Source organism: Roseibium sediminis, assembly GCF_008711325.1.
Taxonomy (GTDB): domain Bacteria; phylum Pseudomonadota; class Alphaproteobacteria; order Rhizobiales; family Stappiaceae; genus Roseibium; species Roseibium sediminis.
Genome location: NZ_VXDB01000028.1, coordinates 1 through 21,984, shown reverse-complemented (window position 1 = coordinate 21,984; position 21,984 = coordinate 1). Strand labels below are relative to the sequence as shown.

Genomic DNA, 21,984 nt, shown 5'->3' with positions numbered 1-21,984 from the left:
AACCTTTTTTGTTTTCCCTGCAATTGAAGTGCTTAGCGCGACGCCACCGATTTCAGTTCAAGGGTCGCTGCCTCGGGCCGAGCCAGATTGTAGTTCTTGCAGAATGAAGCAAGGTCCATGGGCCTGCCATAAAGATAGCCCTGCCCGAGATCACAACCAAGTTCACGAAGCAACAAGTGCTGCGCTTCCGTCTCGACACCCTCGGCAACCACCTTGAGCTCAAAGGCGGCAGCCAGATCGACAATTGTCCTGACCAAGGCGTAGTGAGACTTGGAAGTTTCCATGTCATCGACAAACGCACGATCGATCTTGATCCAGGAGAACGGGAACCAGCTCAGTTGTGATAGACCGGAATATCCCGTTCCAAAGTCATCCAGCGCAAACTGGCATCCCAGTTCCCTGATGCCGTCAATTCGCATCTGGAGATCATCCGTCTTGCCGACAAACATGGATTCGGTGATTTCGAGCTTCAAACGTTCGGACGGGAACTTCGTCGTATCAAGGCATCTTTTAACAACGTCGTAGAATCCTTTTTGCGCAAATTGTAGCGGCGATACGTTCACTGACAGAAGCAAGTCATTGCCGAGGCCGACAAGATCGCTCGTCGCCCTGTTCAGAACCCATTCGCCAATATCCAGGATCATGCCACTTTCTTCGGCGATCGGAATGAACTCACCGGGAGAAATCGGGCCAAGTTCTGCGTGGTTCCACCGCACCAAGGCCTCGACACCCAAAAGGTTCTTGTGATCGAAACCGACCTGCGGCTGATAGAAGACACTCAGCTCATCGCGCTCCAGAGCCCGATAGAGTTCAATTTCCAGTTCACGGCGCCGGATCAGGCTCTTTTCCATGTGCAGCTCAAAGCGAACCTTCGCAGAGCGCATGTCAAGTTTCGCCTTCGACAAAGCGTTGGCGGCCTGGCGAATAAGATCACTGGCAGCTTCATACTCGGATTCCAAGGTGCCAGTCACCGCATACCCAACACTGACGGTCAGCGGCACACGGTTGCCATCAAGCTGAAACTCCTCGGAAATCCCGTCACGGAGCCGCGACACCCAACCATCAGCACAGCCTGTTTCCGGAGACAAAGACATGAAGACCGCAAACGAGTCGTCATGCAGAACGCCGGCATAGGCATCGTCACCAATGCATCTGCGTATATCCGCCGCCACAAATTTCAGAAGCTCATCCGAGTAGGCCAGACCAAGAGAAGCCTTCACGGCATCAAGTTCGTCTACAACGAGGCAGATCACGCAATATCGGTCTTCAGGATCCGCTGTTTCAAGACGGACGTCGCAATCCATCTCGAATGCATTTCGGTTCAAAAGACCAGTGAGCGGGTCATGACGCGCCAGATAAGCGAGGCGCTCACGGGCCTCTCTCTCTGTGGTAATGTCACGGCAGGTGACGCATGCGAGATAGGATGCATCTCCATCCGTGTAAGCCTTACCGGTCTCCTTGACCTGGCTTGTAGTCGTCACGACATATTCAATATACCGCTCACGGCCCTCGGGCGTCTTATGCCGGACAGTCTTTCGCAAACTGGAATAAGCGGAGCTATCTGCTGCAAGTGCAGTCTCCACTTCTTCAACGATAGCCGCTGGCAGACAGACAGAAGCATGGCTTCCCTCCTGGAACGGCTGATCGAAGACGGCAGAGGCCTTGTGACTTGCCATTCTGACAGCCAGATCCGGGTCAACCAGAATGATTGCATCAAAGCTGTCGTCAAAGACCTGCTTCAACATCTGCTCTGTGTTTTCGGCCCGTCTTTGTGAGATGATCGCCAGGATTTTCTGAAAGCTGATCTGGCGGGTCAAAACGTAAATCGCCGCTAGACCTACGAAAACATGTGCTGCGCTTGTATCCGGAATAACCGGGGCGGTCCTTTGAAGTGCATAGGCACCAATTTCTACGAGCACCGCAAGTCCGGCCATTGCAGAGATCCGGATCATCCAGTTGAGACGATCAAGCAGAACCAGCGGAAGGACCAAAAGAGCCGCGAGAACCAGGATTTCCGCCGCCCAAGACACCTGAAGTGCCCTGTCCTGCAAAATGGATTCCGCTGCCAGAACCTGAATGATACCTCCAGGCAGAAGACCATAGAGAGGAACGGAAAAGAGATCACGCAGCTCTTGTGCAGTCGCGCATACAATAACGGTCTTGCCTTGAAACTGCTCCGCGCTGGCCCGACCCTTTATGACATCAACAAAGGATACTTTTTTCAGCAAACGGGGATCGATTGAATAGTCGATCCACAGCGAACCGTTTGTCCTGGATTCAGTACCCGACATGATAGTCGAAAGTGACGGCTCAGGTACGCCGTCAAGACTGTCCCCATATAACCCCTGCCAGATCATGCCATCAGTGGAGAGCGGTACGCTTACGACGCCCGGCCAAGCATGCTCGGTAAACATGTCCAGGGGGCGATTGACGATGCGGGTGTTCTCCTGCTCGGAGGAAAAAGCAGCTTTCTGACCAAACATCGCGAGTGAAACGGCACCTTCGGACCGCTCGAGGGCATCGGCGAATGCCTGATCCTGCTCGGGCGAAGACCTCGTGCTGAAATCGACGTCAAAGACAATCTGTTCAGCACCCAGTTCCATCAGATTATCGACCAGCTGGGCATGAAGACCGCGTGGCCATGGCCAAACCCCCACCTCGGACAGGCTTCGGGCATCAATTTCTACGACAACGATCTCTCCGGAGGGCTCCTTGGGATCAAGGGAATACCTTCCCTCAAGCGAGATGCGAAAAATCGGGTCAAGTCCACCTGCCGATTGAATTGAACCAACAATCAGAAGAAGCAACCCAAAAGCCAGAAATGCCTTTAGTATTCGTCGGACAGATCTTTCCGAAGACAGTTCCCAAATGGCTTTGGCATATTTACTGATCGACAAGGTTCTACGCCTTCCAGGTCAATGGCGGGACTAACTCAGGTTCTTGGCTCAAGGCCTATTTTTTGCCGTTGCCTTTGCCGTTCCCATTGCCGCCACCGTTCCCGTTACCGCCGCCGTTTCCGTTCCCATTGCCGCCAGCATTGCTGTTGCCATTGCCGCCGCCGTTGCCGTTCCCGTTGCCGCCGGCATTGCTGTTGCCATTGCCGCCGCCGTTCCCGTTCCCGTTGCCGCCGGCATTGCTGTAGCCATTGCCGCCGCCGTTCCCGTTGCCGCCGGCATTGCTGTTGCCATTGCCGCCGCCGTTGCCGTTCCCATTGCCACCGGCATTGCTGTTGCCATTGCCGTTGCCGTTCCCGCCAGCATTGCTGTTGCCCTTGCCGCCGCCGTTGCCGTTCCCACCGGCATTGCTGTTGCCATTGCCGCCACCGTTTCCGTTGCCACCGGCATTGCTGTTAGCGCTGCCACCGCCGTTGCCTTTACCGTTGCCGCCAGCATTGCCGTTACCATTTCCGCGGCCGTTGTTTGATTTTTGTGATTGCTGTGCTCCACCGAACAGGCTTTCAAGAACGCCGCCATTGTTTTTCGCGGAATTGCCGCGTTGGCGTGACGTTCCCGGAATTGCCTGGGGGACATTTGCAACCGGCGGCGTCTGGAATACAGGCGCCTTGGGCTGCCCACGCACCACCTGCGGCTTTGTGGCACCATCAACCTGCAGACCTACGTTTCTGGAAGGATTGGTGGATGCGCTTTGCCCCGCACCAACATTTGCACGGTCACCTGAAGCAAAATCGTCAACCTGAACAAGACCACGCTCGACGGCGACACGCGCAGTTGACGATCCAACCCGTACGGTGAACTTGGTGCCTTTGACGACAGCCGCCATGTAAGGCGTTTCCACCGTAAAGTGTGGCTGAGCCCGCTTTTTTACGTCGACTTCCACCAGACCGGACGTCTGTAAAAGCGTGGTCTTGACTTCAGAACTGCGATACTTCGAAAGGGCAACCTTCGTATTTGGGCCAACGAAGATCGTTTCTTCACCTCGGGCGATGAGTGCCTTTGCCCGATCCTTCGTTGCGACGGTCATTCCCGGCTGCAGCACCATTCCGGACTTTGCTCGAAAGGCTTCGACGCCGGGCGCAACCAGATAGACTTTGCCTGTCGCACGCTTGACTACCCAGTCAGCAGCCAACACAGGCCCGCCCGCCAGCATGATCCAGACGAGCATCGCGATCGGCAAATAGAATTTGCAGAAGAAGCCTGAGTGCTTCACATCGCGCGAAGCCACACTGACCCTGACGAAATTTTTCGTGGAACTCGATACAAACATCACGAACACCTGACGTAAAAACTGAAATCGCAGGCACTACACAACCCGCCTTGCAACTCACTTTACGTCAGAATTTTTAACAAGGATTGAAACCGGCCTTATAAACTCCGGGGTATCTGTAAATTTAGAGACAAATTTCTCTGCTTATTTTGCAAAATTGTTGCTGTAGAATATCAATTCACGTAGTTAAAAAGTAGTGAACTCGCACTGATAAATACAATCGCTCCATGTTCAAAATCCCTCGATCCATATAATCTTCGTAGCATTCCTGTAGGCGCGTAGGGAAACAACGAAAGCAAAGCCAGCGCTTCCTATTTAGTCTCTATCACCTTTATCCCGACCACCTTTCTTTCCACGCCCCTCACCGTCCCGTCCACGGTCTTCGCGGTCCTTGCCACGTCCACCATCGCGGCCATCCTGGCTCTTGCCCCCCCCTCGATCATCATTGCGGGAGTCGTTTTTCTTTCCGCCGTCATCATTCTTGCCGCCACGGCCCCCATCGCTTTCATTGCGGCCGCCACCGTGATCCCGACTCTCGCCACGATCATTCCCTCGACTTTCGTTTCTATCACCACGACTTTCAGCGCGGCTATCACGATCATCCCCCGCACGGTCCCGGCCGCCACCTTTACCGCGGTTATCAGCCCGGTTGTCTTGGTCGAAGCTTTCATTCCCGCGCGAAGAAGTCCGGCTTTCTCGCCCCTTCTTGTCGCGCCCGTCATCACGCTTTTCATTGCGCCCATCTTCGCGCTTTCTGTCGCGACCGCGATCAGGCGAGAACTGCTCCTCGGAGAAGAACCGGTCTCTTGCGGACCTGCCGCCACCTTGCGTTGGGCTTGACACCTCAGGAGCAGCTTGAGGGGCTCCTGGCAATGCAGGAGCTTCGAAAACGGGTGCACTTCGCGGCCCCTGAGTGACGGCTGGAGTTGTGTTCCCCCCCACCTGCAGACCGACCGATCGCGAAGGTTCCGAGGCTGCGCTTTCTCCTGCACCCACATTGGCCCTATCTCCGGAGGAATGATCGCTAACCTCAACGAGACCGCGCGAGACATCAACTCGAGCAGAACGGTCGGAGACACGAACGTCGAATTTTGTCCCCTTTACAATCGCAGCAAGAAACGGTGTCTCCACCTTGAAATGTGGTTTTGCCCGGCGTTGGACGTCGATTTGCAAATGACCGGAGGCTTGCAAGAGTGTCGTATTGATCGACGTGCTGCGGTATTTGGAAAGCGCAAAACGCGTGTCAGGCCCCACAAAAATCGACTCTTCGCCGCGCATGATCAACGCTTTCGCGCCAGCCTTCGTGGCGACGGTATAGCCTGGTTCGATACGCATCCCGGGCTTGGCCAGAAATGCCTGAACTCCAGGGGCAACGAGGTAGACCTTTCCAAAGACCCGCTTCACAACCCAATCGTTTGCAAGAGCAGTTGCAGCACCTGACAAAAGCAAGGCAATGACCAATGCTGCCGTCAGGCATATCTTGCTTGCAGACAAGCAAATTGGAGCGCGGGACGCTGATAACTTAGAGTCAGCCATAGCATATTTCATAGTCCCGCCCCCTTTGGCGCGCCTGGGGGCAACCCCCTTCATTTCCCTTACGTAACTAGATTTAAAAAACACATAAGACCGGATCAAAGCCCGAACTCTTGACCTAAAATCTGGAAGAATGGAGCCTCTCTGCTTCTCAACTCCATCCAGATTGATCAGTCGTCGTCATCATCGTCGTCATCGTCGTCATCGTCATCGTCGTCGTCATCGCCATCATCATCGCCGCTGTTATTCCCGGAGTTACCGCCGGAAGAAGAACCATTTCCGCGATTTCCACCTTCCCCTTGTCCGCCGCTGCTGCCACGTGAGGAATTGGAATTGCCCGATCGAGCCTCTCTCTCCGCGTTGGAATTCCGGCTGCTGCTTGAGTCTCCACCGTTACTGTTGCCATGTTCGTAGCTGTTTCGTGCCGAGAGGAGATCGCCACCAAGCAGCGATCCACGCAGGGAATTTGACCGAGTTGCTGCAGGTGCGGTTTTTGGCTGGGGGAGAGCGGCTTGTGTCTGGAATACGGGTGCTTTCTTGGGACCGGCGACGACTGCCGGAGGAGTCGCGCCACCAACCATCAGCCCGGACGCCCTGTTTGGCTCTGACGCAGCACTTTCACCGGCCCCGACATTGGCATGGTCGCCAGACAGATTGTCGCTGACCTGAACCAGGCCGCGAACGACATCTACACGAGCGGATGTTTTGTTCACCCGTACATCAAACTTGGTGCCCTTGACGATCGCTGCAAGGAACGGAGTTTCGACCCTGAAATGAGGCTGAGCACGTTTTTTTACATCGACCTGCAGGTGACCGGTTTCCTGCAACAACGTGGTGTTGACTTCCGTACTACGATACTTCGAAAGTGCAAATTTCGTATCAGGGCCGACAAATATAGATTCTTCGCCGCGCATGATAAGCGCTTTGGATCGCGCCTTTGTTGCGACGGTGTAACCCGGCTCAATTTTCATTCCAGGCTTTGCCCGAAACGCCTGCACACCCGGCGCAACAAGATACACTTTACCGAAGACGCGCTTGACAACCCATTCACTGGAATAGGCCGCATCGGATCCGGCAAGCAAGGTAGCTGAACTCACCAAGGCAAACAGTAGCGCAGTGAATACCGCACGATAAACAACAGATCGAGCCGAAATACAGGTAAGACAACCAGGAATTTTACTCATCGAACGCGGACACCCTGAGATAGTATTCGGCAGCACTCGCCTCGGGTAACCTTACGTAAGAACTTTTAACAATGAATAAAACGCGGCGCAGAGACTCGCCTGCATGCCATTAACAGGTCAGTAGAAATTCGCTTCAACTGCTCGAAATTTGTCGACATGATCAATGTTCATCTGATCAATTCCCAGTTTGACCGCCTTTGAAAAAACGCGCTCCTCTTCGCCATCATAAAAGAGCTGAGTGATCAGTTGTGCGGCTTTCGCTTCCTGCACCAAATCGGGAGTCAGATCTCCTTCGTGGAACTCAAGGATGGCAGCCCCTTCCGCAACTGCCGCGCGAACACTGCCAACATGCTCAAACAGAACCATGCGTCTGAAATCAGGGGTCCGGACTCGCGTCGCCTTGCGTATGTCCGGATCGAAGGAAAAGGTCCACGCAGTTTCAAGGAGCCCTTCCGCCTGCAGCATGTCCCGAACTAAAACCGGATCCGCGTCCTTTATTTCGGCATATGTAGCTATGCGGCCGGAGCAGGCTTTGAGGAAGACATCGAGACGCGGAATTCTCTCGCCGGCATATCGGGGATCAAACCAGCTACCGGCATCCAGCGTGTCGATCACTGATGAGTGGGTTTCAGCAAATCGCACGGAGCCGTTGCTTGTCCGTTCCAAAGTCTCATCGTGAAATACATACAAGACCCCGTCGGCGCTTTGCCGAACATCGAACTCGATCACGTCGGCGCAAAGAGCCACCGCTCCGTCCAGGGCGGCGATCGTGTTTTCCGGCGCCGTCAAACAGGCACCGCGATGACAGACTACCTTCGCATTTCTCATAATGTGAGTACCTGAAATAGCAAATTTTGACTTCCTGCATCTACGTCAAACCAGGATAGAAATTGCCGACAATGAACCAGACTGATGATGCAGGTTTCAGAGCCAGAATGTGTTATCCGGCAAAGAGATAACCGCTTGTTTAAGGGTCGCTGCGCGGCGCTGGTTCCGTCAAGCACCGGAATTGTCCACCCATCGTGAACGGTCAGTCAAATTGCATCATCGAAATTTGCTATTAAGTAGGTTCTGTCAGCGCCTACAAACGCTCCAAACAGATTTCCTTGAGAGGATGGATTATGAAACGTTTCGCAGTGACAGCGATTGCAATGACACTTCTGGCAGGCTCTGCCGCCGCCGAACCGGTCGCCTATACTTTCGACAAATCCCACTCCAATCTTGCCTTCTCCTACAACCATCTTGGCTTCTCGACAACCGATGGCCGTTTTGATGACTGGGACGGGACACTTCTTATTGACGAGGCAACACCTGCAAATTCTTCAATCGAATTTACGGTGAATATCGATAGCCTCGACACATTCTGGGGCAAGCGTGACGCTCACCTCAAAAGCCCCGACTTCTTTGATGTGGCCAATTTCCCTAAGGCGACTTTCAAAAGCACATCCGTTGAAAAGGTGGGAGACCGTCAGCTTTCCGTCACGGGCGATCTGACTATCCGCGACATTACAAAACATGCGACTATCGTCGTTGATGTTGTTGGCCAAGGCGAACACCCAATGGCCAAGAAGCCCGCATATGGTTTCAAGGTGTCCACGACAATCAAAAGGTCGGATTTCGGCATGAGCACCTATGTTCCCTACGTGGGTGACGAGATTTCAATCGTCTTTCACTCTGAAACACTCAAGGCAGACGCCGCCAACTGACGCTTCTTAGCAGTCGGCGGATACCGTTTGCATGTATTCGCCGACAGCCTGATGCAAAAGGCTAATTCGCCGGGATTTTCCAGTTTACCTTGTCCACGGTGCATCAGTAGAGGGATTGGCCATGTTTCGTAATACCAAATCCGGCTATGGCTGGATATCGATTGGCTTCCACTGGGTCATGGCTCTCCTCATGGTCGGAACGCTGGGCCTTGGCATATACATGCATGATCTGCCGCCAAGTGCTCCTGAAACCTTCGAGCTCTACCAGCTCCATAAGTCGTTCGGTTTTGTCATTCTTGGCCTGGCGCTCCTTCGACTGGTATGGCGGAGCATCAACCCCTCACCCCGATTGCCGGACGGAATGAAGAACTGGGAAAGGACTCTGGCTCATTTGGGTCATGCAGGTCTCTACGCTGCTTTGTTTGCCTTGCCGCTGACCGGGTGGATCATGGTCTCCGCTTCTCCCTGGGGCATTCCCACCGTCGTGTTCAACACGATACATGTTCCGCATTTTCCGGTTTCCGACTGGACAGGCAATCGGGACACCGTGGAGACGCTCTTCCAGTCCCTGCACGAATATATGGCGTGGTTTACGGTCTTGCTCCTGATCGGGCATGTAGCTGCCGCTCTCAAACACCACTTTATCCTGCGCGACACCACACTCCGCCGAATGATATCAACTGGTCCTGCGCGATCGTCAAAATGAGGAATTCAGGAGGCGTCATGTTTAGACTTCTTGCCATTTCAATCACTGCAACAACACTGACCCTGGGTAACGGACCCGCAATCGCTGCAGAATGGGTGGTCGACTATGCAAAAAGTCAATTGGAATTCGAGGTTGTTCAGGGAGATAGCACCCTCAAGGGCAAAATCGCCAACTGGTCAGCGGCTATCGACTTTGATTCCGGGTCTCCCGAAAACGCCAAGATATCCGCCACCATTGACACCGGCTCGATGAGTACCGGCAATGCACAAGTCGATGGAATGCTACCCACGCCTCAATGGCTTGACGTCGCCATCTTCCCCGCAGCAGAATTTCGTTCGAAAACTGTTCAGGCCCTGTCTGAAAACTCCTATCAGGTGGAAGGCACCCTCACACTCAGAGGGGTTCAAAAGGATATTGTCCTTGTTTTTGACCTCAATGAGAATGGAAAGAGCGCAACCGCCAAAATGAGTACATCCCTGGCAAGGTTGGACTTCGATATAGGGAACGGGGTTGGCGTGGGCTATGTAGAAAACAATATATCAGTAACCGGGTATATTTCCGCATCAACGAAATAGTAACGTTGGCCAAAACTAACTGCCCTTCCTTTGATAGTTCTCACGTTGGTTACAGTTTTTTTTACATATCTTCACGTAGGGTGACCTCACACAAATGAGGATCTCGTGATGAAACGTTCTCCAAAAGCGCAAGTTCAATTACTCCGAAAAGATGAAAAAGGGGTAGTTGCAATTATGTTTGGCCTTCTCTTTTTCCTGCTAATTGCGTTAATTTCCATAGGGATAGATCTTTCTTTCGTCTACAACAAGAAAGACAAGGCCCAATTGATTGCCGACGAAGCCGTTCTCTATGCAATAAATTATTACAAAAACAAAGTCGAAGAAGGAAACTCAAAGGCAAGTTCCATGAAAATGGCGAAAGCCGCTGCCCAACAGTATATCGATGGTAGGCAACAACTTGCGGACGGGTCGATTACATCAAGCAAAATTCAAATGCAGTTCACTGATGCAGATCAGAAGGGCGTGAAAACCTGGGCGCATCTGGAGGGTAACCACGAGTCCTTTATGACACAGGCGATCGGGTTCAAAAATATACCCTTTAAGGTAGCAGCTGAGGCAAAAATCGCATTCGGCGACGGCAAATACGAGTTCATCTTCCTTGTTGACGTGTCCCCTTCCATGGGGATTGGCGCAAGCACAAGTGACCGCCAGATCATGCAAAGAGCGATTGGATGCCAATTTGCCTGCCATGAGCCTTGGTATAGCACTGTTAGCCGCGCAAAAGCGGCAGGTGCACAACTTCGAATTGATGTTGTGAAGAACTCTCTAAAATCACTGGTGACCCAATTGGAAGATGGCACTGACGTGGATTTGAAAACCGCACTCTACAGTTTTTCCAACCATTTGCACATTCAAACGGGTCTGAATGAAGACATCTCGATATTCAAGCGGCATGCCGAAAATATCTCCATTCACCGTGAATTTCTCCGCGGCGGCGGAACAAACATCCACGGAGTTTTCCGAGATTTTAGCGGTGTTCTGCAAACCTTGAAGCCGAAGTCTGATGTGAAACAACACATCATCATTATCTCTGACGCGACAAACGTTTTAAACGTAAAAAGCGGCAGAACCACGCACATCTTTAACTCCACGCCGGGTTGGCGGCGGTACAACAACAGCTTCAATCCCAAATGGTGCGATGACTTCAAAAAAAATGAAGCGAGAACGGTACACACAATGTTGGTGGAACCAGACAATAGACATTACCTAAAAGATTCGACCAGTTCGATGAAAGGGTGCGCGACGGGAGAAGAGTATTTCTACAGAGCGAACTCTGCTGCCGAAATCGATAAAGCGTTCAAGGATCTTTTCGAAAACATTCTGAAGTCGGTCTACCTGTCCAGCTGATTAGCAGGCTGCAAAACCAACCTCAGCAGATGAGAACCTGCCATCTGAGATTGGGATAGCACTCCGAATGAGAAAACCTGCCCATCGTCACCGATGCGGCGGGTTTACTTTTGGCTGATAACCGACTTTTCGGCAGTGAATTTTCTGGAAATCATGCGAACCGGACTGACATCGGGAACCGTAAGCGGAACGGTTTCCGAAGGGCGACCAGGCAAGAAGCCCTGCAGATAATCGCAGCTCAACGATTTGAGAAGACGGCGCTGGGTCTCGGTTTCCACCCCTTCGGCAACCACGTACAGCCGCAAGGCATGCGCCAGATCAATCATGGCGCGGACCATTGTGAGCTTATCCGTGGACGTTGCGATGTCTGCGACAAAGGACTTGTCTATCTTCAGCGCCTTGAAGGGCAACTGGTTCAGAATCTGGAGATTGGAATAACCTGTACCAAAGTCATCGAGAAGGAACTCTATGCCATGCGCATTTAGCTCCAGCATCAGTTCCCTTGCTGCGACCGGGTCGCTGATGATGGCAGATTCCGTCACCTCGAAACGAACCTTGCGAGGGTCGATACCGAGCTCGGCAACCATGTTCATCACGAATTCCGGCAGATGGCTGTCTGAAAGATCCCGCTCGGCAAGATTGATCGAAATCCAGTCGAGAGTGCCCTCGCGTAGTGCCGAGGCAACGGTCTTCAGGCTGCGTTCGATAATCCGACACGTCAGCTCGCCATGCAGCCCTCGTTCAGCTGCGGCCGTCAACGTGTCGAGCGGAGAAATAGGCCCGTGCTCCTCATGGCACCAGCGCAAGAGAGCTTCACACCCGTTCGCCCTGTCTGCCTGAAGAGACACAATCGGCTGAAGGTGGACCGAGATTGCCCCCTTGGCGAGGTCCCGCTCCAGCTCGCCGCCAATAGCAACACGCAGGCGATAGGCCGCCGCCATATGCTGTTCGAAGGCAATAGAGCAGCCCTTTCCTGCGTCCTTTGCCTGATAAAGCGCGAGATCGGCACACACTTGAATTTCGTCAAAATCACAGGAATCTTGCGGACAAAGCGCGTAGCCGATGGACGTGAAGCATTCAAGGAAATGCGCACCGATCTTGAACGGAAGCGCCATGATATCCTGCAATTTCTTGCAGAAGCCCTCGACCCTCTCGGCGCTGTCATCCCCGACCAGCAGGACCGCAAACTCATCACCGCCCAACCTTGCCGCCAGATCGTTCTCCCGCAAGGAACTGTAGAGACGATCGGCAACGATTTTCAGCGTCGCATCGCCAGCGGCATGACCATAGGTGTCATTGAGCTTCTTGAAGCCATCAAGATCCAGCAGCAAAAGCGCAAAATGCGTTTCTTCCGCCTTTGCTTCCTTGACCAGCTTCTTCAGACGCCGCGAGAAGCAGAGCCTGTTGGCCAGCCCGGTCAGGTAGTCGCTTTCGGCGAGATGAATGGCACGCCTGCGCTCTTCATCAAGAGCTTTCGTCCGCTCCTGAATGCGATGTTCCAGTGTCTGGTTGAGCTTGATCAGGCTTTGGTTGGCCTCAAACAGTTCTCGGCTCTTGCCTTCCAGCACGGTTTCGGCAGTCAAACGCGCCTCGCGCTCGCGGCGCACCTTGCGCTCGAGCCTCGATACCGCTGATACCAAATCCGCCAGTTCCTGTTCCATCAGTCCCTTCTTTGGTTCGTAAAGCCTAGGCCGCCGCCTTTTTGATGATGATGTCCGAATACTGGCCACCAGAATCCTCTCCTCGGGAGAGGGTAATCTCGATAGGCACCTTGAAATAACCGGCCGATGCCTCGATCAACCCGCAGGCAAGCTGCTCCAGGCAGCGCATGCTCCGATAGCGCAGTGTCGCGGTGTCCCCCGCCCGGTCGACCATCTTGAGGCTCGGCAACTCCGCGTCCGGATAGAGTTTCTGCACCTCGATATGAATGTGCTTCTCCACACTGTCCAGAAAGTCGAACAGGTCGTCTTGCTGCTCGAAAAACATCTGAAACTTGTCCTGAAACGACCCGCCCAGATGCACCCCGAAACCGTGGATCAAATCGGAGGCCGGAACGCTTGTTGCCTTCGACAAGCCGGTGACAAGGGCGACCATTTCCTGAAAGTCATAGGTTCCCACCGACGTGTAGGCGCCGCCGCTGGGCAGGTCCGCTTCCTCGATGACATCATCTACGACATCTTCCCCAAATGCAGCCTCGGCATGATCGATGAATTCCGTGAAAACAACACCCTTCATTGTAAACTCCCGCAGCACCACACACACCTTATGCGAGCATATTAGCAGGCATTACTTAATCATTAGTAGGTAGTAATGATTGTTACTTCTTACGATTGTATATTTGCCATGAGAGATAAATACTCACGCAAACTGACGCGGACTGCAGGTGTTGAAACACGGCGCATTCGACAAACTGCATAGAGCTTGCCCCTACCCTTTTTGCAGAATTCCTATAAACAACACTGACATAAGCAACCCGGTCTGCCTCAGGGGGAAACCGGGAAAAAGCAGTCTGCCAGTTTGCGAAAAAGGTTTTCCAGATGACCGCATCCGATACGCCGCCCCTCTATCAGCACAGCGCGCTTTTCCCTCACGGTGAAGACAAGACGCCCTATCGCAAGCTGACTTCAGATCATGTTCGTACCGCCGACTTCAACGGCGAAGAGGTTCTGGTAGTGGAACCGGAGGGCCTGCGCCTGCTGGCCGAAGAAGCCTTCAAGGACATCAACCACTTTTTGCGCCCCGGGCATCTGGAGCAGCTGCAGAAGATCCTGAATGATCCGGAAGCCACCGAAAACGACAAGTTCGTCGCCTTCGACCTATTGAAAAACGCCAACATTGCCTCCCACGGCGTCCTGCCGATGTGTCAGGACACGGGCACTGCCATCATCATGGGCAAGAAGGGCCGCCGGGTCTGGACTGACGGCTCGGATGAATCTGCCCTCGGCGAAGGCGCGCGCGATGCCTATTTCAAGAAGAACCTGCGCTATTCGCAGCTCGCGCCGATCTCCATGTTCGAGGAGAAGAACACCAAGAACAACATGCCGGCGCAGATCGAGCTCTATGCCGAGGGTGATGATGCCTACAAGTTCCTGTTCATGGCAAAGGGTGGCGGATCCGCGAACAAGACCTTCCTGTTTCAGGGCACCCCGTCGCTCCTGACCCATGATCGCATGATCGAGTTCCTGAAGGAAAAGATCCTGACGCTCGGAACGGCAGCCTGCCCGCCCTATCACCTTGCCATCGTGATTGGCGGCACCTCGGCTGAGTCCAATCTCAAGACCGCAAAGCTCGCCTCAGCCCGTTATCTCGACACCATTCCAACGCAAGGATCGGAGGCAGGTCACGCCTTCCGCGATCTGGCAATGGAAGAAGAGATCCTCAAGCTTACGCAGGCCACCGGTGTCGGGGCGCAGTTCGGCGGCAAGTATTTCTGCCACGATGTGCGCGTCATCCGCCTGCCGCGCCACGGCGCATCCCTGCCGATCGGCCTTGCCGTGTCTTGCTCTGCTGACCGTCAGGCCGTCGGCAAGATCACCAAGGATGGCATCTTCCTTGAGCAGCTGGAAATGCACCCGGAAAAATACCTTCCGGAAATCACCGACGACAATCTCTCCGACAATGTGGTCAAGGTCGACCTGACCCGTCCGATGTCGGAAATCCTCGGCGAGTTGACAAGGCACCCGATCAAGACCCGCCTGTCCCTGACCGGCCCGCTGATCGTGGCGCGTGACCTTGCCCATTCCAAGCTGCGCGACCGGCTGGAAAGCGGCGAGCCCCTGCCCGACTATTTCAAGAACCACCCGATCTACTACGCAGGCCCTGCCAAAACACCGGAAGGCATGCCCTCCGGCTCCTTCGGCCCGACCACGGCAGGCCGCATGGATGCCTATGTGGACCAGTTCCAGGCAGCAGGCGGCTCCATGGTCATGCTGGCCAAGGGCAATCGCTCGGCTCAAGTCCGCCGCGCCTGTCAGGCCCATGGCGGCTTCTACCTCGGCTCCATCGGCGGCCCGGCTGCCCGCCTTGCCCAGGACTGCATCAAGAAGGTGGAAGTGGTGGAGTTCGAAGAACTCGGCATGGAAGCCGTCTGGCGCATCGAAGTCGAAGACTTCCCCGCCTTCATCGTCATCGACGACAAGGGCAACGACTTCTTCAAGGAACTGAACCTGGGCTAAGCCCGGTTCCCCGCAATTGCCGCCCCGGACACCGATCCGGGGCCTTTTTCAGTCCGTTCAAAGGTCCCGGCTCAAGGCCGGGACGGCAGAAAAACGCACATCACCTCTCCATCGTCATCCCGCACTTGATGCGGGATCGGCGAGCCCGGACCTTGCTTGGAAGCACGCGTCTTGGGGCACAGGTTCCCCGATCCCGGCTCGCGTGATGCTTGGCCGGGAGGACACCAGAGAGTAATGACACAAGCGGATCAGCTCGCTCTCGGCGCCGCCCCGGACACCGGTCCGGGGCCTTTTCAGTCCGTTCAAAGATCCCGGCTCAAGGCCGGGACGGCGGAAAAATGCACTTCACCTCTCCATCGTCATCCCGCACTTGATGCGGGATCGGCGAGCCCGGATCTCGCTTGAAAGCAAAAATCTTGAGGTCCAGAGTTCCCCGATCCCGGCTCGCGCGATTCTTGGCCGGGAGGACCAACTGGAAAGAGCAGCACCAAACACGCAACCTCACTTGAATGAGCATTCACTTCGGTGCCAGAAGCGCCAATACCACAACAATCAGCATGGAAAGCGCCATGGCGATGTTGACGCGGCGCTGGATGTGGGGGGCGAGGTTCATCTTGTGCAGGGTCATGCCCAGATAGAGCCATGCGAAGTGGATCGGCAACCAGATGGTGTTCATGATCGCGAATTTCAGCGCGGTCTCGACCACAAGACTATCCGGCCAGAAGGCAAAGCCTGTCAAAAGCGCCGTGTTGACCGCATAGGCCTTGGGATTGACGATCTGCAGGAAAATGCCGGAGCGAATGCCCGGCGCGGTGTCGGCCGCCTTGAAGGCGATTTTTGATCCGGCAAAGGCAATCCTCGACGCCAGATAGACCAGATACCCGACCGAAAGCACCAACAGGATCAGCCGGAGTTTTTCGTTAGCGAGCAGGATGGTCGCCAGCCCGAAGACCACGGCAAGGGCAACCAGATTCGTGCCGATGAAGAGGCCCGCGATATAGCGTGCCCCTGCCCTGAAGCCGAAGGCAGAGCCAACCCCGGCAACGGAGAGAACTCCGGGGCCCGGAGTGATGATGAGGAAGAAAACCGCCGATGCAAATGTAAGCATGACTTTTCGTAAGCGAGTGACGCGAAGCGGTCAACACCTCCCCCAAGGCGCATCCAACTCCCGACCTGCATTAGCAAAAAGAACACTCATTACGTGCTACTTCTGGGTTACCCTAACCCAAATACAGTCAAAACACCCTACTCGCGAGAAGTTCGGACGTGTTCTGGCACCTTTTATTCAATGAACTTTAAGAGTTTTAAAGGACTTTTGTGTACCGTAAGGTCACAAGTTCCTCATGTAATGAGTTGGATGGCACGTGTCTGATTCTAACGAATCCCGCAAGCTGGTAGACAGCTCCTATATCCATCGCGAACGGCGTTTGAGCGTTCAGCGTGAGGGTAAGGTGTTGCTGCAAAACCGGACCATCGCCATTCCCGTTCATGTCCAGAACGTTTCGACCGAAGGGGCCAAGCTGCTGTTCGAGCAGTTTCAGCTGCTGCCACGCCACTTCGAACTTCAGCTGGACGAAGACGCCCTGCCCGTTACCTGCGAAAAGCGCTGGGAAGACGGCAAGACCTGCGGTGTGGCCTTCATCGATCAGAAGCCGGTCATCAAGGCCGCTCCCAAGCAAGGCGAAGCGCCCGCCAAGCCCGCGACAAAACCCGTTCTCGGACAGATTTTCGCGCCGGTCGACTGGTTCGACGACTGACAGCCTTCCTGCTTTCGTCATCGAAATATAACGCTGCGCAAATTCCCTTGCCGGACCGATTACCTGCGCCTATTCAGGTAAGAGAGGAACGACGACGGGAGTAATCATGGCAGAGCCACGTGATGCAGCTGCGCGCCGCGCAATAAAACCGGTTATCTGCTACCCCACGGATACGCTGCCAAAACCCTCCCTCAGCCTGTATCAGGACGCGGCCAGAACCGCGACCAAGGTCAGCGAAATTATTGTTTCTCCACGAGAGGCAGCATCCATCGATGTACCAGCTGGCCATTTCCTGAAAATCAGCTGCATCGACGGTCCGCAGGTTGGCGACCTCAACCTCTTCAACAGCGCCAACCTCACTGAGCGGTTCTTTTCCGGCAAGACACGAGCCCTGCACGGCACCCATGTCACCACCGGCGACCAGCTGTGGTCGTGCTTCCCGTATCTCCGTCCAATGGCCACGGTTTCCAACGATACGCTCGGCTGGTACGGAATCGACGAATTCGGCGGATCGGTTCATGACGTGATTGGCACGCGCTGTGATCCTTACACCGGCAAGGTTCTCGGCGGCACAGATTATCATCATTGCTGCCATTCCAATCTCACCCGCGCGCTTTCCGATGCCCGCGGTCTGTCGCTTCAGGAAGCAGAGCCACTCGTTCACGACGTGCTCAACGTCTTCATGTGCACGGGCTTCACCCGGGATACCGGACAATATTTCATGAAGGCCAGTCCGGTGCGCCCCGGCGACTATCTCGAACTCTTTGCCGAAATCGATCTTCTGGCAGTGATGAGCGCCTGTCCGGGCGGAGATTGCGGCAGCGAGCATTCCAGCGATACCGCCGCCTGTCACCCGATGCTGATGGAAGTCTGGAAACCGGCCGAGGGCAGCCTCCAGGGCTGGTCCTCTCCCCCGCTCAACAGCTATGACCGAACCCACGGCCGCTGATCAAGGCTGCGGCGGCAATAAAAAACCCCGGCAGTTTGCCGGGGTTTTAAGTTTGTTGGACACGTCTTTATGGCTTGGTTACGCGTTAGCGAGCGCTGAGCGGTCCCGGTCATATCCCTGGAACAGGGCACCGTTGGGAGCCTGATAGCCCTTGCTCAGGTAGTGACCGTCGAAGGAGTCACGGTTCGCACCCGAGATCATCACGCCGTTGTCGTCAATCACCAGATCGACCTTTTCCGTGCCGAACTGGGTCCAGAACAGGTGCTGTCCGTCAGCAGTCTGGCCCATGTAGATCACGTTCCAGCCCTGGTTGGCCGTGGTCACGTCACCGGCCTTGTCGAAGTAGTAGACGTTACCGACTTCCAGCTTGTCCGTGTTCGGGTTGAACGGAGCACGGTCACCTTCAACCGAAGTGCCACCGCCAACTGTCACGGAACCCGGAGCAGCAAAGGCGAAATCGGTCGGCTTCATGCCCGAGCCGTGCCAGCCGCTGATGGAAAGACCACCGACAGACTGATACATGGCGTCGAAGTCATCTGCGCCAAGAACATCAAGGCGGGCTTTTACGGCCACGGTCACAACTGCGGACGCACACTCCATGGCGTAACGCTGCGGGTTGTCCCAGAGGTCCTGGATCGCGTCGCTGGCCTTTACGCCCTGCTTGACGACCATCACGCCGTTCTTGTTTTCCCAGAAGGGGCTTTCACCCTTTACCTTGGAAAGACCACCTTCACCGAGGAACTCCCATGCGCCGTTCTGGAAGGCCATGGCATTGTCAACCATCGCAGCCTGAAGCAGGTCATCGTATTTCTCGGCAATGTTGCCTGGGTTCGGACCGGGGTTCGGGCCAGGGCCAGGATTCGGGCCGGGGCCAGGACCTGGGTTCGGACCAGGACCAGGATTCGGGCCAGGGCCTGGGTTCGGGCCAGGGCCAGGATTCGGGCCGGGGCCAGGACCTGGGTTCGGACCAGGACCAGGATTCGGGCCAGGGCCTGGGTTCGGGCCAGGGCCAGGATTCGGGCCGGGGCCAGGACCTGGGTTCGGACCAGGACCAGGATTCGGGCCAGGGCCTGGGTTCGGGCCGGGACCCCCTGCGGCGTTTCCGACAACACCTACGGAACCATAGTTCCCGAAGCCACCATTGTGCACGAGGCCAAGCGGAGTGTCGTCAGCCGGGATGTTGTCTGCGGTGTAAACCGGCAGGCCCTGCAGTTTTTCAGTCAACTTCTGGGAAAGCGCAGGCTTGCCCCAGATCATGACGCTCTGGATCTTGCCGTCCTGTACGAAGATACGGCTGCCGCCTTCGCGGGTATCAGCGCCATTTGCGTTGACCAGCTTGATGTTGCCGCCGGTTGCGTTGTTGATCAGGTTGGCAATCTTGGTGAGGGACGCATTGGTCAGCTGGCCGCCACCATTGTTGCCGCCAACGCCCGTGTTGCCACCTGCACCGGTATTACCACCGACGCCGCCTTTGCCGCCGCCGTTGTTACCGCCGAGCTGCACCAGTTCCCAAACGCCGTTGTTATTGACCAGCGTCCAGCCACCGTTGTTGCCGTTTGCTGGAACTTTCTGGTTCATGCCGGTAACAAAGGCGCTTGCACCATTGTTGTTGCCGCCGCCGTTGAACGCCGTAACGAAATCGTTTACCGCGCCGCCAGCCTGCTGCTGACCACCACCATTCATCATTACAACAAAGGCGCTCTGGCCATTTGCGTTACCGGTGCCGCCGGCACCACCGAAGCTGTTCACGAATGCACTGACCGGAAGGGTCGTCTGGGCCGGAGCACCTGCGCCGTTCATGGCCATGACAAACGGGCTTGTTGCAGGAGCCTGATAGGCAGCGCCCTGGGCAGCACCGCCACCGAAGGAAGCGAACTGGGAAGCCGCATGTCCTGCATCTCTGAGGCCGGTCTGCGCATTGACAAACGCGCTAGCGCCGCCACCGCCGCCCTGTGCCATGACAAAAGCGCTCTGCTGACCACCAGCCTGCGGCTGCTGGTTCATGGTGTTGTTCAGGACGGTGTTGAATTTACCGCCAGTGTTTCCGCCTGGACCATTCGGCTTCGGCTGTTGAGGAGGAACTCGGCAAATCATCTTGTACACTCCAGAATGATCAGCATCCAATGGATGGAAATGTTCACGTTGGAGACAACCTAACTTTTCAAGCCTTTCTTCACAATTTGGAGTGATTGCGGAGATCTCTACGTAGTACCGATGCAAACAAGCACAAAACTGAGCGTTTGATTGGGTTTATCGGCATTTTTCATTAAGACTTGTGGCGGGAGGGCGACCGATTCTACAATTCCTGATGGGAAGCACCTGACATCGGCCAACGACCGGGAAAGAGAAAAAATTTACTCATATGGTCAATGTTTCTCTAGTCATTTTGGATAACTCTGGGTTAGTAGGTACACATACCTATGAACCTTGGCGGGCTCCTTAATCAGAATTGTCATCTTGGGGGACGTAATGAGATTTTTTTATGCGGCACTGGCCGCAGCCCTGGTTACTTTTTCAGCCAGCACCGCATTTGCGCAGGCTGGAAGCCAGTTCTTCGATCCGAACACTCGTACTTGGGTCTCTTACGGCCCGCAGCATGGAAACCCGAGCGGCAAGTCGCCAATCAAGCGTCAGATGGTCAAATATGACGGCCCACACGCTCCGGGCACCATCATCATCGACACGTCCGAGCGCCGCCTCTATCACGTTCGCCCGAATGGCAAGGCCATGAAATACGGCGTTGGCGTTGGCAAGGAAGGCTTCCAGTGGGCTGGCACCAATCGCATCACGCGCAAGGCCGAGTGGCCGGATTGGACGCCGCCGCCGCAGATGATCGCGCGCGAACGTGCCAAGGGTCGTATCCTGCCTGCCCACATGAAGGGCGGCCCAAACAATCCGCTGGGTGCGCGCGCCATGTATATCGGCAGCACGCTGTATCGTATTCACGGCACCAATCAGCCCTGGACCATCGGCAGTGCCGTGTCCTCAGGCTGCATTCGCCTTGCAAATGATGATGTTACGCATCTCTATGACAACGTCACTGTCGGGTCGAAGATTATCGTCAAGCGCTGACCCGCAGGGCATTACAATCAAAAAGGTCGGCTATTCAGCCGGCCTTTTTTGCATCCTTTCCATCTTGCAGGAGCGGGTTGGTCAGAGGCATCATGCCAATGACGCGAGCCAAGAGACTTCATGATGGAAACAGTCGGCATACCTAGAACGGCGTTTCAACGCAGTGCCCGGCCGGCACTTGTTGCATCAACGCTTTGTGCCATTCTTTTCCTTCCGCACAGTGCGACTGCCGAAAGCGAGCTCACACGGCAAGGATTGGTCCTCTCCCAGCAACATTGCTCCCGTTGCCATATTGTTGCAAAGGACCGCTTTGCGGGAATAGCCTCCTCCCCGTCGTTCAAGATCATGATCGAGGTTCTGGAAGACTGGGAAGACAGATTTGCGACCTTCATGGCCCGAAACCCTCACCCGGCCCACATGCGCCTTGAAGGTGACAATGAACGCCCTGACGATCTGCCCAGCACGATCAAGGAAGTTATTCTGACCCATGACGAGGTCGAGGCAATTCTGGCTTATGTGGACCAGATGGCTGTGGATCTCGGGCGGAAATAGCACCCTTGAATCACCCTCTCAAATTATGCAACCTAACGATTGAAATTATTAATCTTTTTCGCGATTTCGGACATCACTTTCAAAGTCAGCTAACCCATAATCTCACCTTACTGACTCAGCTGCACTAAGCAGATTCGGCGCCAAACTCATGATCCTCCCCCTTTGAATTGGTCCGCCCCTATAGTTAGGAAACGGAGGATCAGA

18 protein-coding genes and 1 pseudogene are annotated in these 21,984 nt (G+C 54.9%); 9 read left to right on the top strand and 10 right to left on the bottom strand.

The window, feature by feature from the left end:
* Positions 1 to 32 precede the first annotated feature (32 nt).
* From F0155_RS20305 to F0155_RS20285, 6 genes and pseudogenes are all read right to left on the bottom strand, one after another.
* Positions 33 to 2,897: an EAL domain-containing protein gene (locus F0155_RS20305; protein ID WP_150526397.1), complete on the bottom strand. Its 2,865-nt coding sequence runs from the start codon at positions 2,895 to 2,897 to the stop codon at positions 33 to 35.
* Between the two features lie 55 nt (positions 2,898 to 2,952).
* Positions 2,953 to 4,224, bottom strand: a complete 1,272-nt coding sequence (locus F0155_RS20300) for a FecR domain-containing protein (RefSeq protein WP_150526396.1) — start codon at positions 4,222 to 4,224, stop codon at positions 2,953 to 2,955.
* A 311-nt stretch (positions 4,225 to 4,535) separates the two neighbouring features.
* Positions 4,536 to 4,958 (bottom strand): hypothetical protein, encoded by a 423-nt coding sequence (locus tag F0155_RS23960; protein ID WP_244303557.1) that lies wholly within the window; start codon positions 4,956 to 4,958, stop codon positions 4,536 to 4,538.
* A 307-nt stretch (positions 4,959 to 5,265) separates the two neighbouring features.
* Positions 5,266 to 5,559 (bottom strand): annotated as a pseudogene (locus F0155_RS24170) (FecR domain-containing protein); the annotation flags it as partial.
* A 368-nt stretch (positions 5,560 to 5,927) separates the two neighbouring features.
* A complete protein-coding gene (locus tag F0155_RS20290; protein ID WP_208999394.1) occupies positions 5,928 to 6,977 on the bottom strand; it encodes a FecR family protein in 1,050 nt (349 codons plus the stop codon).
* Positions 6,978 to 7,058: 81 nt separating this feature from the next.
* Positions 7,059 to 7,769 carry a glycerophosphodiester phosphodiesterase gene (locus F0155_RS20285; protein ID WP_150526395.1) on the bottom strand — a complete coding sequence of 237 codons (711 nt, stop codon included), beginning with the start codon at positions 7,767 to 7,769 and terminating at the stop codon, positions 7,059 to 7,061.
* A gap of 293 nt (positions 7,770 to 8,062) precedes the next feature.
* Here F0155_RS20285 and F0155_RS20280 point away from each other — a divergent pair, with 293 nt between their 5' ends.
* The 4 genes from F0155_RS20280 to F0155_RS20265 all read left to right on the top strand — a co-directional run bounded on the left by F0155_RS20280 (position 8,063) and on the right by F0155_RS20265 (position 11,275).
* On the top strand, positions 8,063 to 8,647 hold the full coding sequence (locus F0155_RS20280; RefSeq protein ID WP_150526394.1) for a YceI family protein: 585 nt from the start codon (positions 8,063 to 8,065) through the stop codon (positions 8,645 to 8,647).
* 121 nt (positions 8,648 to 8,768) lie between these two features.
* Positions 8,769 to 9,353, top strand: a complete 585-nt coding sequence (locus tag F0155_RS20275) for a cytochrome b (RefSeq protein ID WP_150526393.1) — start codon at positions 8,769 to 8,771, stop codon at positions 9,351 to 9,353.
* Between the two features lie 17 nt (positions 9,354 to 9,370).
* Positions 9,371 to 9,928: a YceI family protein gene (locus F0155_RS20270; RefSeq protein WP_161599854.1), complete on the top strand. Its 558-nt coding sequence runs from the start codon at positions 9,371 to 9,373 to the stop codon at positions 9,926 to 9,928.
* A gap of 108 nt (positions 9,929 to 10,036) precedes the next feature.
* Positions 10,037 to 11,275: a vWA domain-containing protein gene (locus F0155_RS20265; protein WP_150526391.1), complete on the top strand. Its 1,239-nt coding sequence runs from the start codon at positions 10,037 to 10,039 to the stop codon at positions 11,273 to 11,275.
* Between the two features lie 104 nt (positions 11,276 to 11,379).
* On the opposite strand, the gene F0155_RS20260 is transcribed toward F0155_RS20265, so the two are convergent.
* Entirely contained in the window at positions 11,380 to 12,936 is a 1,557-nt protein-coding gene (locus tag F0155_RS20260) for a putative bifunctional diguanylate cyclase/phosphodiesterase (protein WP_150526390.1), read from the bottom strand.
* A gap of 25 nt (positions 12,937 to 12,961) precedes the next feature.
* Positions 12,962 to 13,510, bottom strand: coding sequence for a heme NO-binding domain-containing protein (locus tag F0155_RS20255; protein WP_150526389.1), 549 nt, complete (start codon positions 13,508 to 13,510; stop codon positions 12,962 to 12,964).
* A gap of 302 nt (positions 13,511 to 13,812) precedes the next feature.
* Between F0155_RS20255 and F0155_RS20250 the strand changes: the two genes are divergently transcribed.
* Positions 13,813 to 15,450 (top strand): fumarate hydratase, encoded by a 1,638-nt coding sequence (locus F0155_RS20250; protein ID WP_150526388.1) that lies wholly within the window; start codon positions 13,813 to 13,815, stop codon positions 15,448 to 15,450.
* A gap of 517 nt (positions 15,451 to 15,967) precedes the next feature.
* Here the strand turns inward: F0155_RS20250 and F0155_RS20245 are convergent.
* Positions 15,968 to 16,558 (bottom strand): LysE family translocator, encoded by a 591-nt coding sequence (locus F0155_RS20245; protein ID WP_150526387.1) that lies wholly within the window; start codon positions 16,556 to 16,558, stop codon positions 15,968 to 15,970.
* 256 nt (positions 16,559 to 16,814) lie between these two features.
* On the opposite strand from F0155_RS20245, the gene F0155_RS20240 reads away from it, so the two are divergent.
* Positions 16,815 to 17,207, top strand: coding sequence for a hypothetical protein (locus F0155_RS20240; RefSeq protein ID WP_150526386.1), 393 nt, complete (start codon positions 16,815 to 16,817; stop codon positions 17,205 to 17,207).
* Positions 17,208 to 17,313: 106 nt separating this feature from the next.
* Positions 17,314 to 18,156 (top strand): urea carboxylase-associated family protein, encoded by an 843-nt coding sequence (locus F0155_RS20235; RefSeq protein WP_150526385.1) that lies wholly within the window; start codon positions 17,314 to 17,316, stop codon positions 18,154 to 18,156.
* Positions 18,157 to 18,234: 78 nt separating this feature from the next.
* Here F0155_RS20235 and F0155_RS23475 read toward each other — a convergent pair whose 3' ends face one another.
* Entirely contained in the window at positions 18,235 to 20,160 is a 1,926-nt protein-coding gene (locus tag F0155_RS23475) for a hypothetical protein (RefSeq protein ID WP_161599853.1), read from the bottom strand.
* Between the two features lie 465 nt (positions 20,161 to 20,625).
* On the opposite strand from F0155_RS23475, the gene F0155_RS20225 reads away from it, so the two are divergent.
* Complete coding sequence (locus tag F0155_RS20225) at positions 20,626 to 21,228, top strand: L,D-transpeptidase (protein WP_150526384.1); 603 nt, start codon at positions 20,626 to 20,628, stop codon at positions 21,226 to 21,228.
* 120 nt (positions 21,229 to 21,348) lie between these two features.
* Entirely contained in the window at positions 21,349 to 21,780 is a 432-nt protein-coding gene (locus F0155_RS20220; RefSeq protein WP_150526383.1) for a cytochrome c, read from the top strand.
* The last annotated feature ends 204 nt before the right edge of the window (positions 21,781 to 21,984 follow it).

Excerpts from the sequence above, each read along its gene's own strand:
- F0155_RS20260 (WP_150526390.1), bottom strand. The coding sequence starts at position 12,936 with ATGGAACAGGAACTGGCGGATTTGGTATCAGCGGTATCGAGGCTCGAG.
- F0155_RS20220 (WP_150526383.1), top strand. The coding sequence starts at position 21,349 with ATGATGGAAACAGTCGGCATACCTAGAACGGCGTTTCAACGCAGTGCC.
- F0155_RS20275 (WP_150526393.1), top strand. The coding sequence starts at position 8,769 with ATGTTTCGTAATACCAAATCCGGCTATGGCTGGATATCGATTGGCTTC.
- F0155_RS20235 (WP_150526385.1), top strand. The coding sequence starts at position 17,314 with ATGGCAGAGCCACGTGATGCAGCTGCGCGCCGCGCAATAAAACCGGTT.
- F0155_RS23960 (WP_244303557.1), bottom strand. The coding sequence starts at position 4,958 with ATGAAAAGCGTGATGACGGGCGCGACAAGAAGGGGCGAGAAAGCCGGA.
- F0155_RS20280 (WP_150526394.1), top strand. The coding sequence starts at position 8,063 with ATGAAACGTTTCGCAGTGACAGCGATTGCAATGACACTTCTGGCAGGC.
- F0155_RS20285 (WP_150526395.1), bottom strand. The coding sequence starts at position 7,769 with ATGAGAAATGCGAAGGTAGTCTGTCATCGCGGTGCCTGTTTGACGGCG.
- F0155_RS20255 (WP_150526389.1), bottom strand. The coding sequence starts at position 13,510 with ATGAAGGGTGTTGTTTTCACGGAATTCATCGATCATGCCGAGGCTGCA.
- F0155_RS20225 (WP_150526384.1), top strand. The coding sequence starts at position 20,626 with ATGAGATTTTTTTATGCGGCACTGGCCGCAGCCCTGGTTACTTTTTCA.
- F0155_RS20265 (WP_150526391.1), top strand. The coding sequence starts at position 10,037 with ATGAAACGTTCTCCAAAAGCGCAAGTTCAATTACTCCGAAAAGATGAA.
- F0155_RS20245 (WP_150526387.1), bottom strand. The coding sequence starts at position 16,558 with ATGCTTACATTTGCATCGGCGGTTTTCTTCCTCATCATCACTCCGGGC.
- F0155_RS20300 (WP_150526396.1), bottom strand. The coding sequence starts at position 4,224 with ATGTTTGTATCGAGTTCCACGAAAAATTTCGTCAGGGTCAGTGTGGCT.
- F0155_RS20250 (WP_150526388.1), top strand. The coding sequence starts at position 13,813 with ATGACCGCATCCGATACGCCGCCCCTCTATCAGCACAGCGCGCTTTTC.
- F0155_RS23475 (WP_161599853.1), bottom strand. The coding sequence starts at position 20,160 with ATGAACCAGCAGCCGCAGGCTGGTGGTCAGCAGAGCGCTTTTGTCATG.
- F0155_RS20270 (WP_161599854.1), top strand. The coding sequence starts at position 9,371 with ATGTTTAGACTTCTTGCCATTTCAATCACTGCAACAACACTGACCCTG.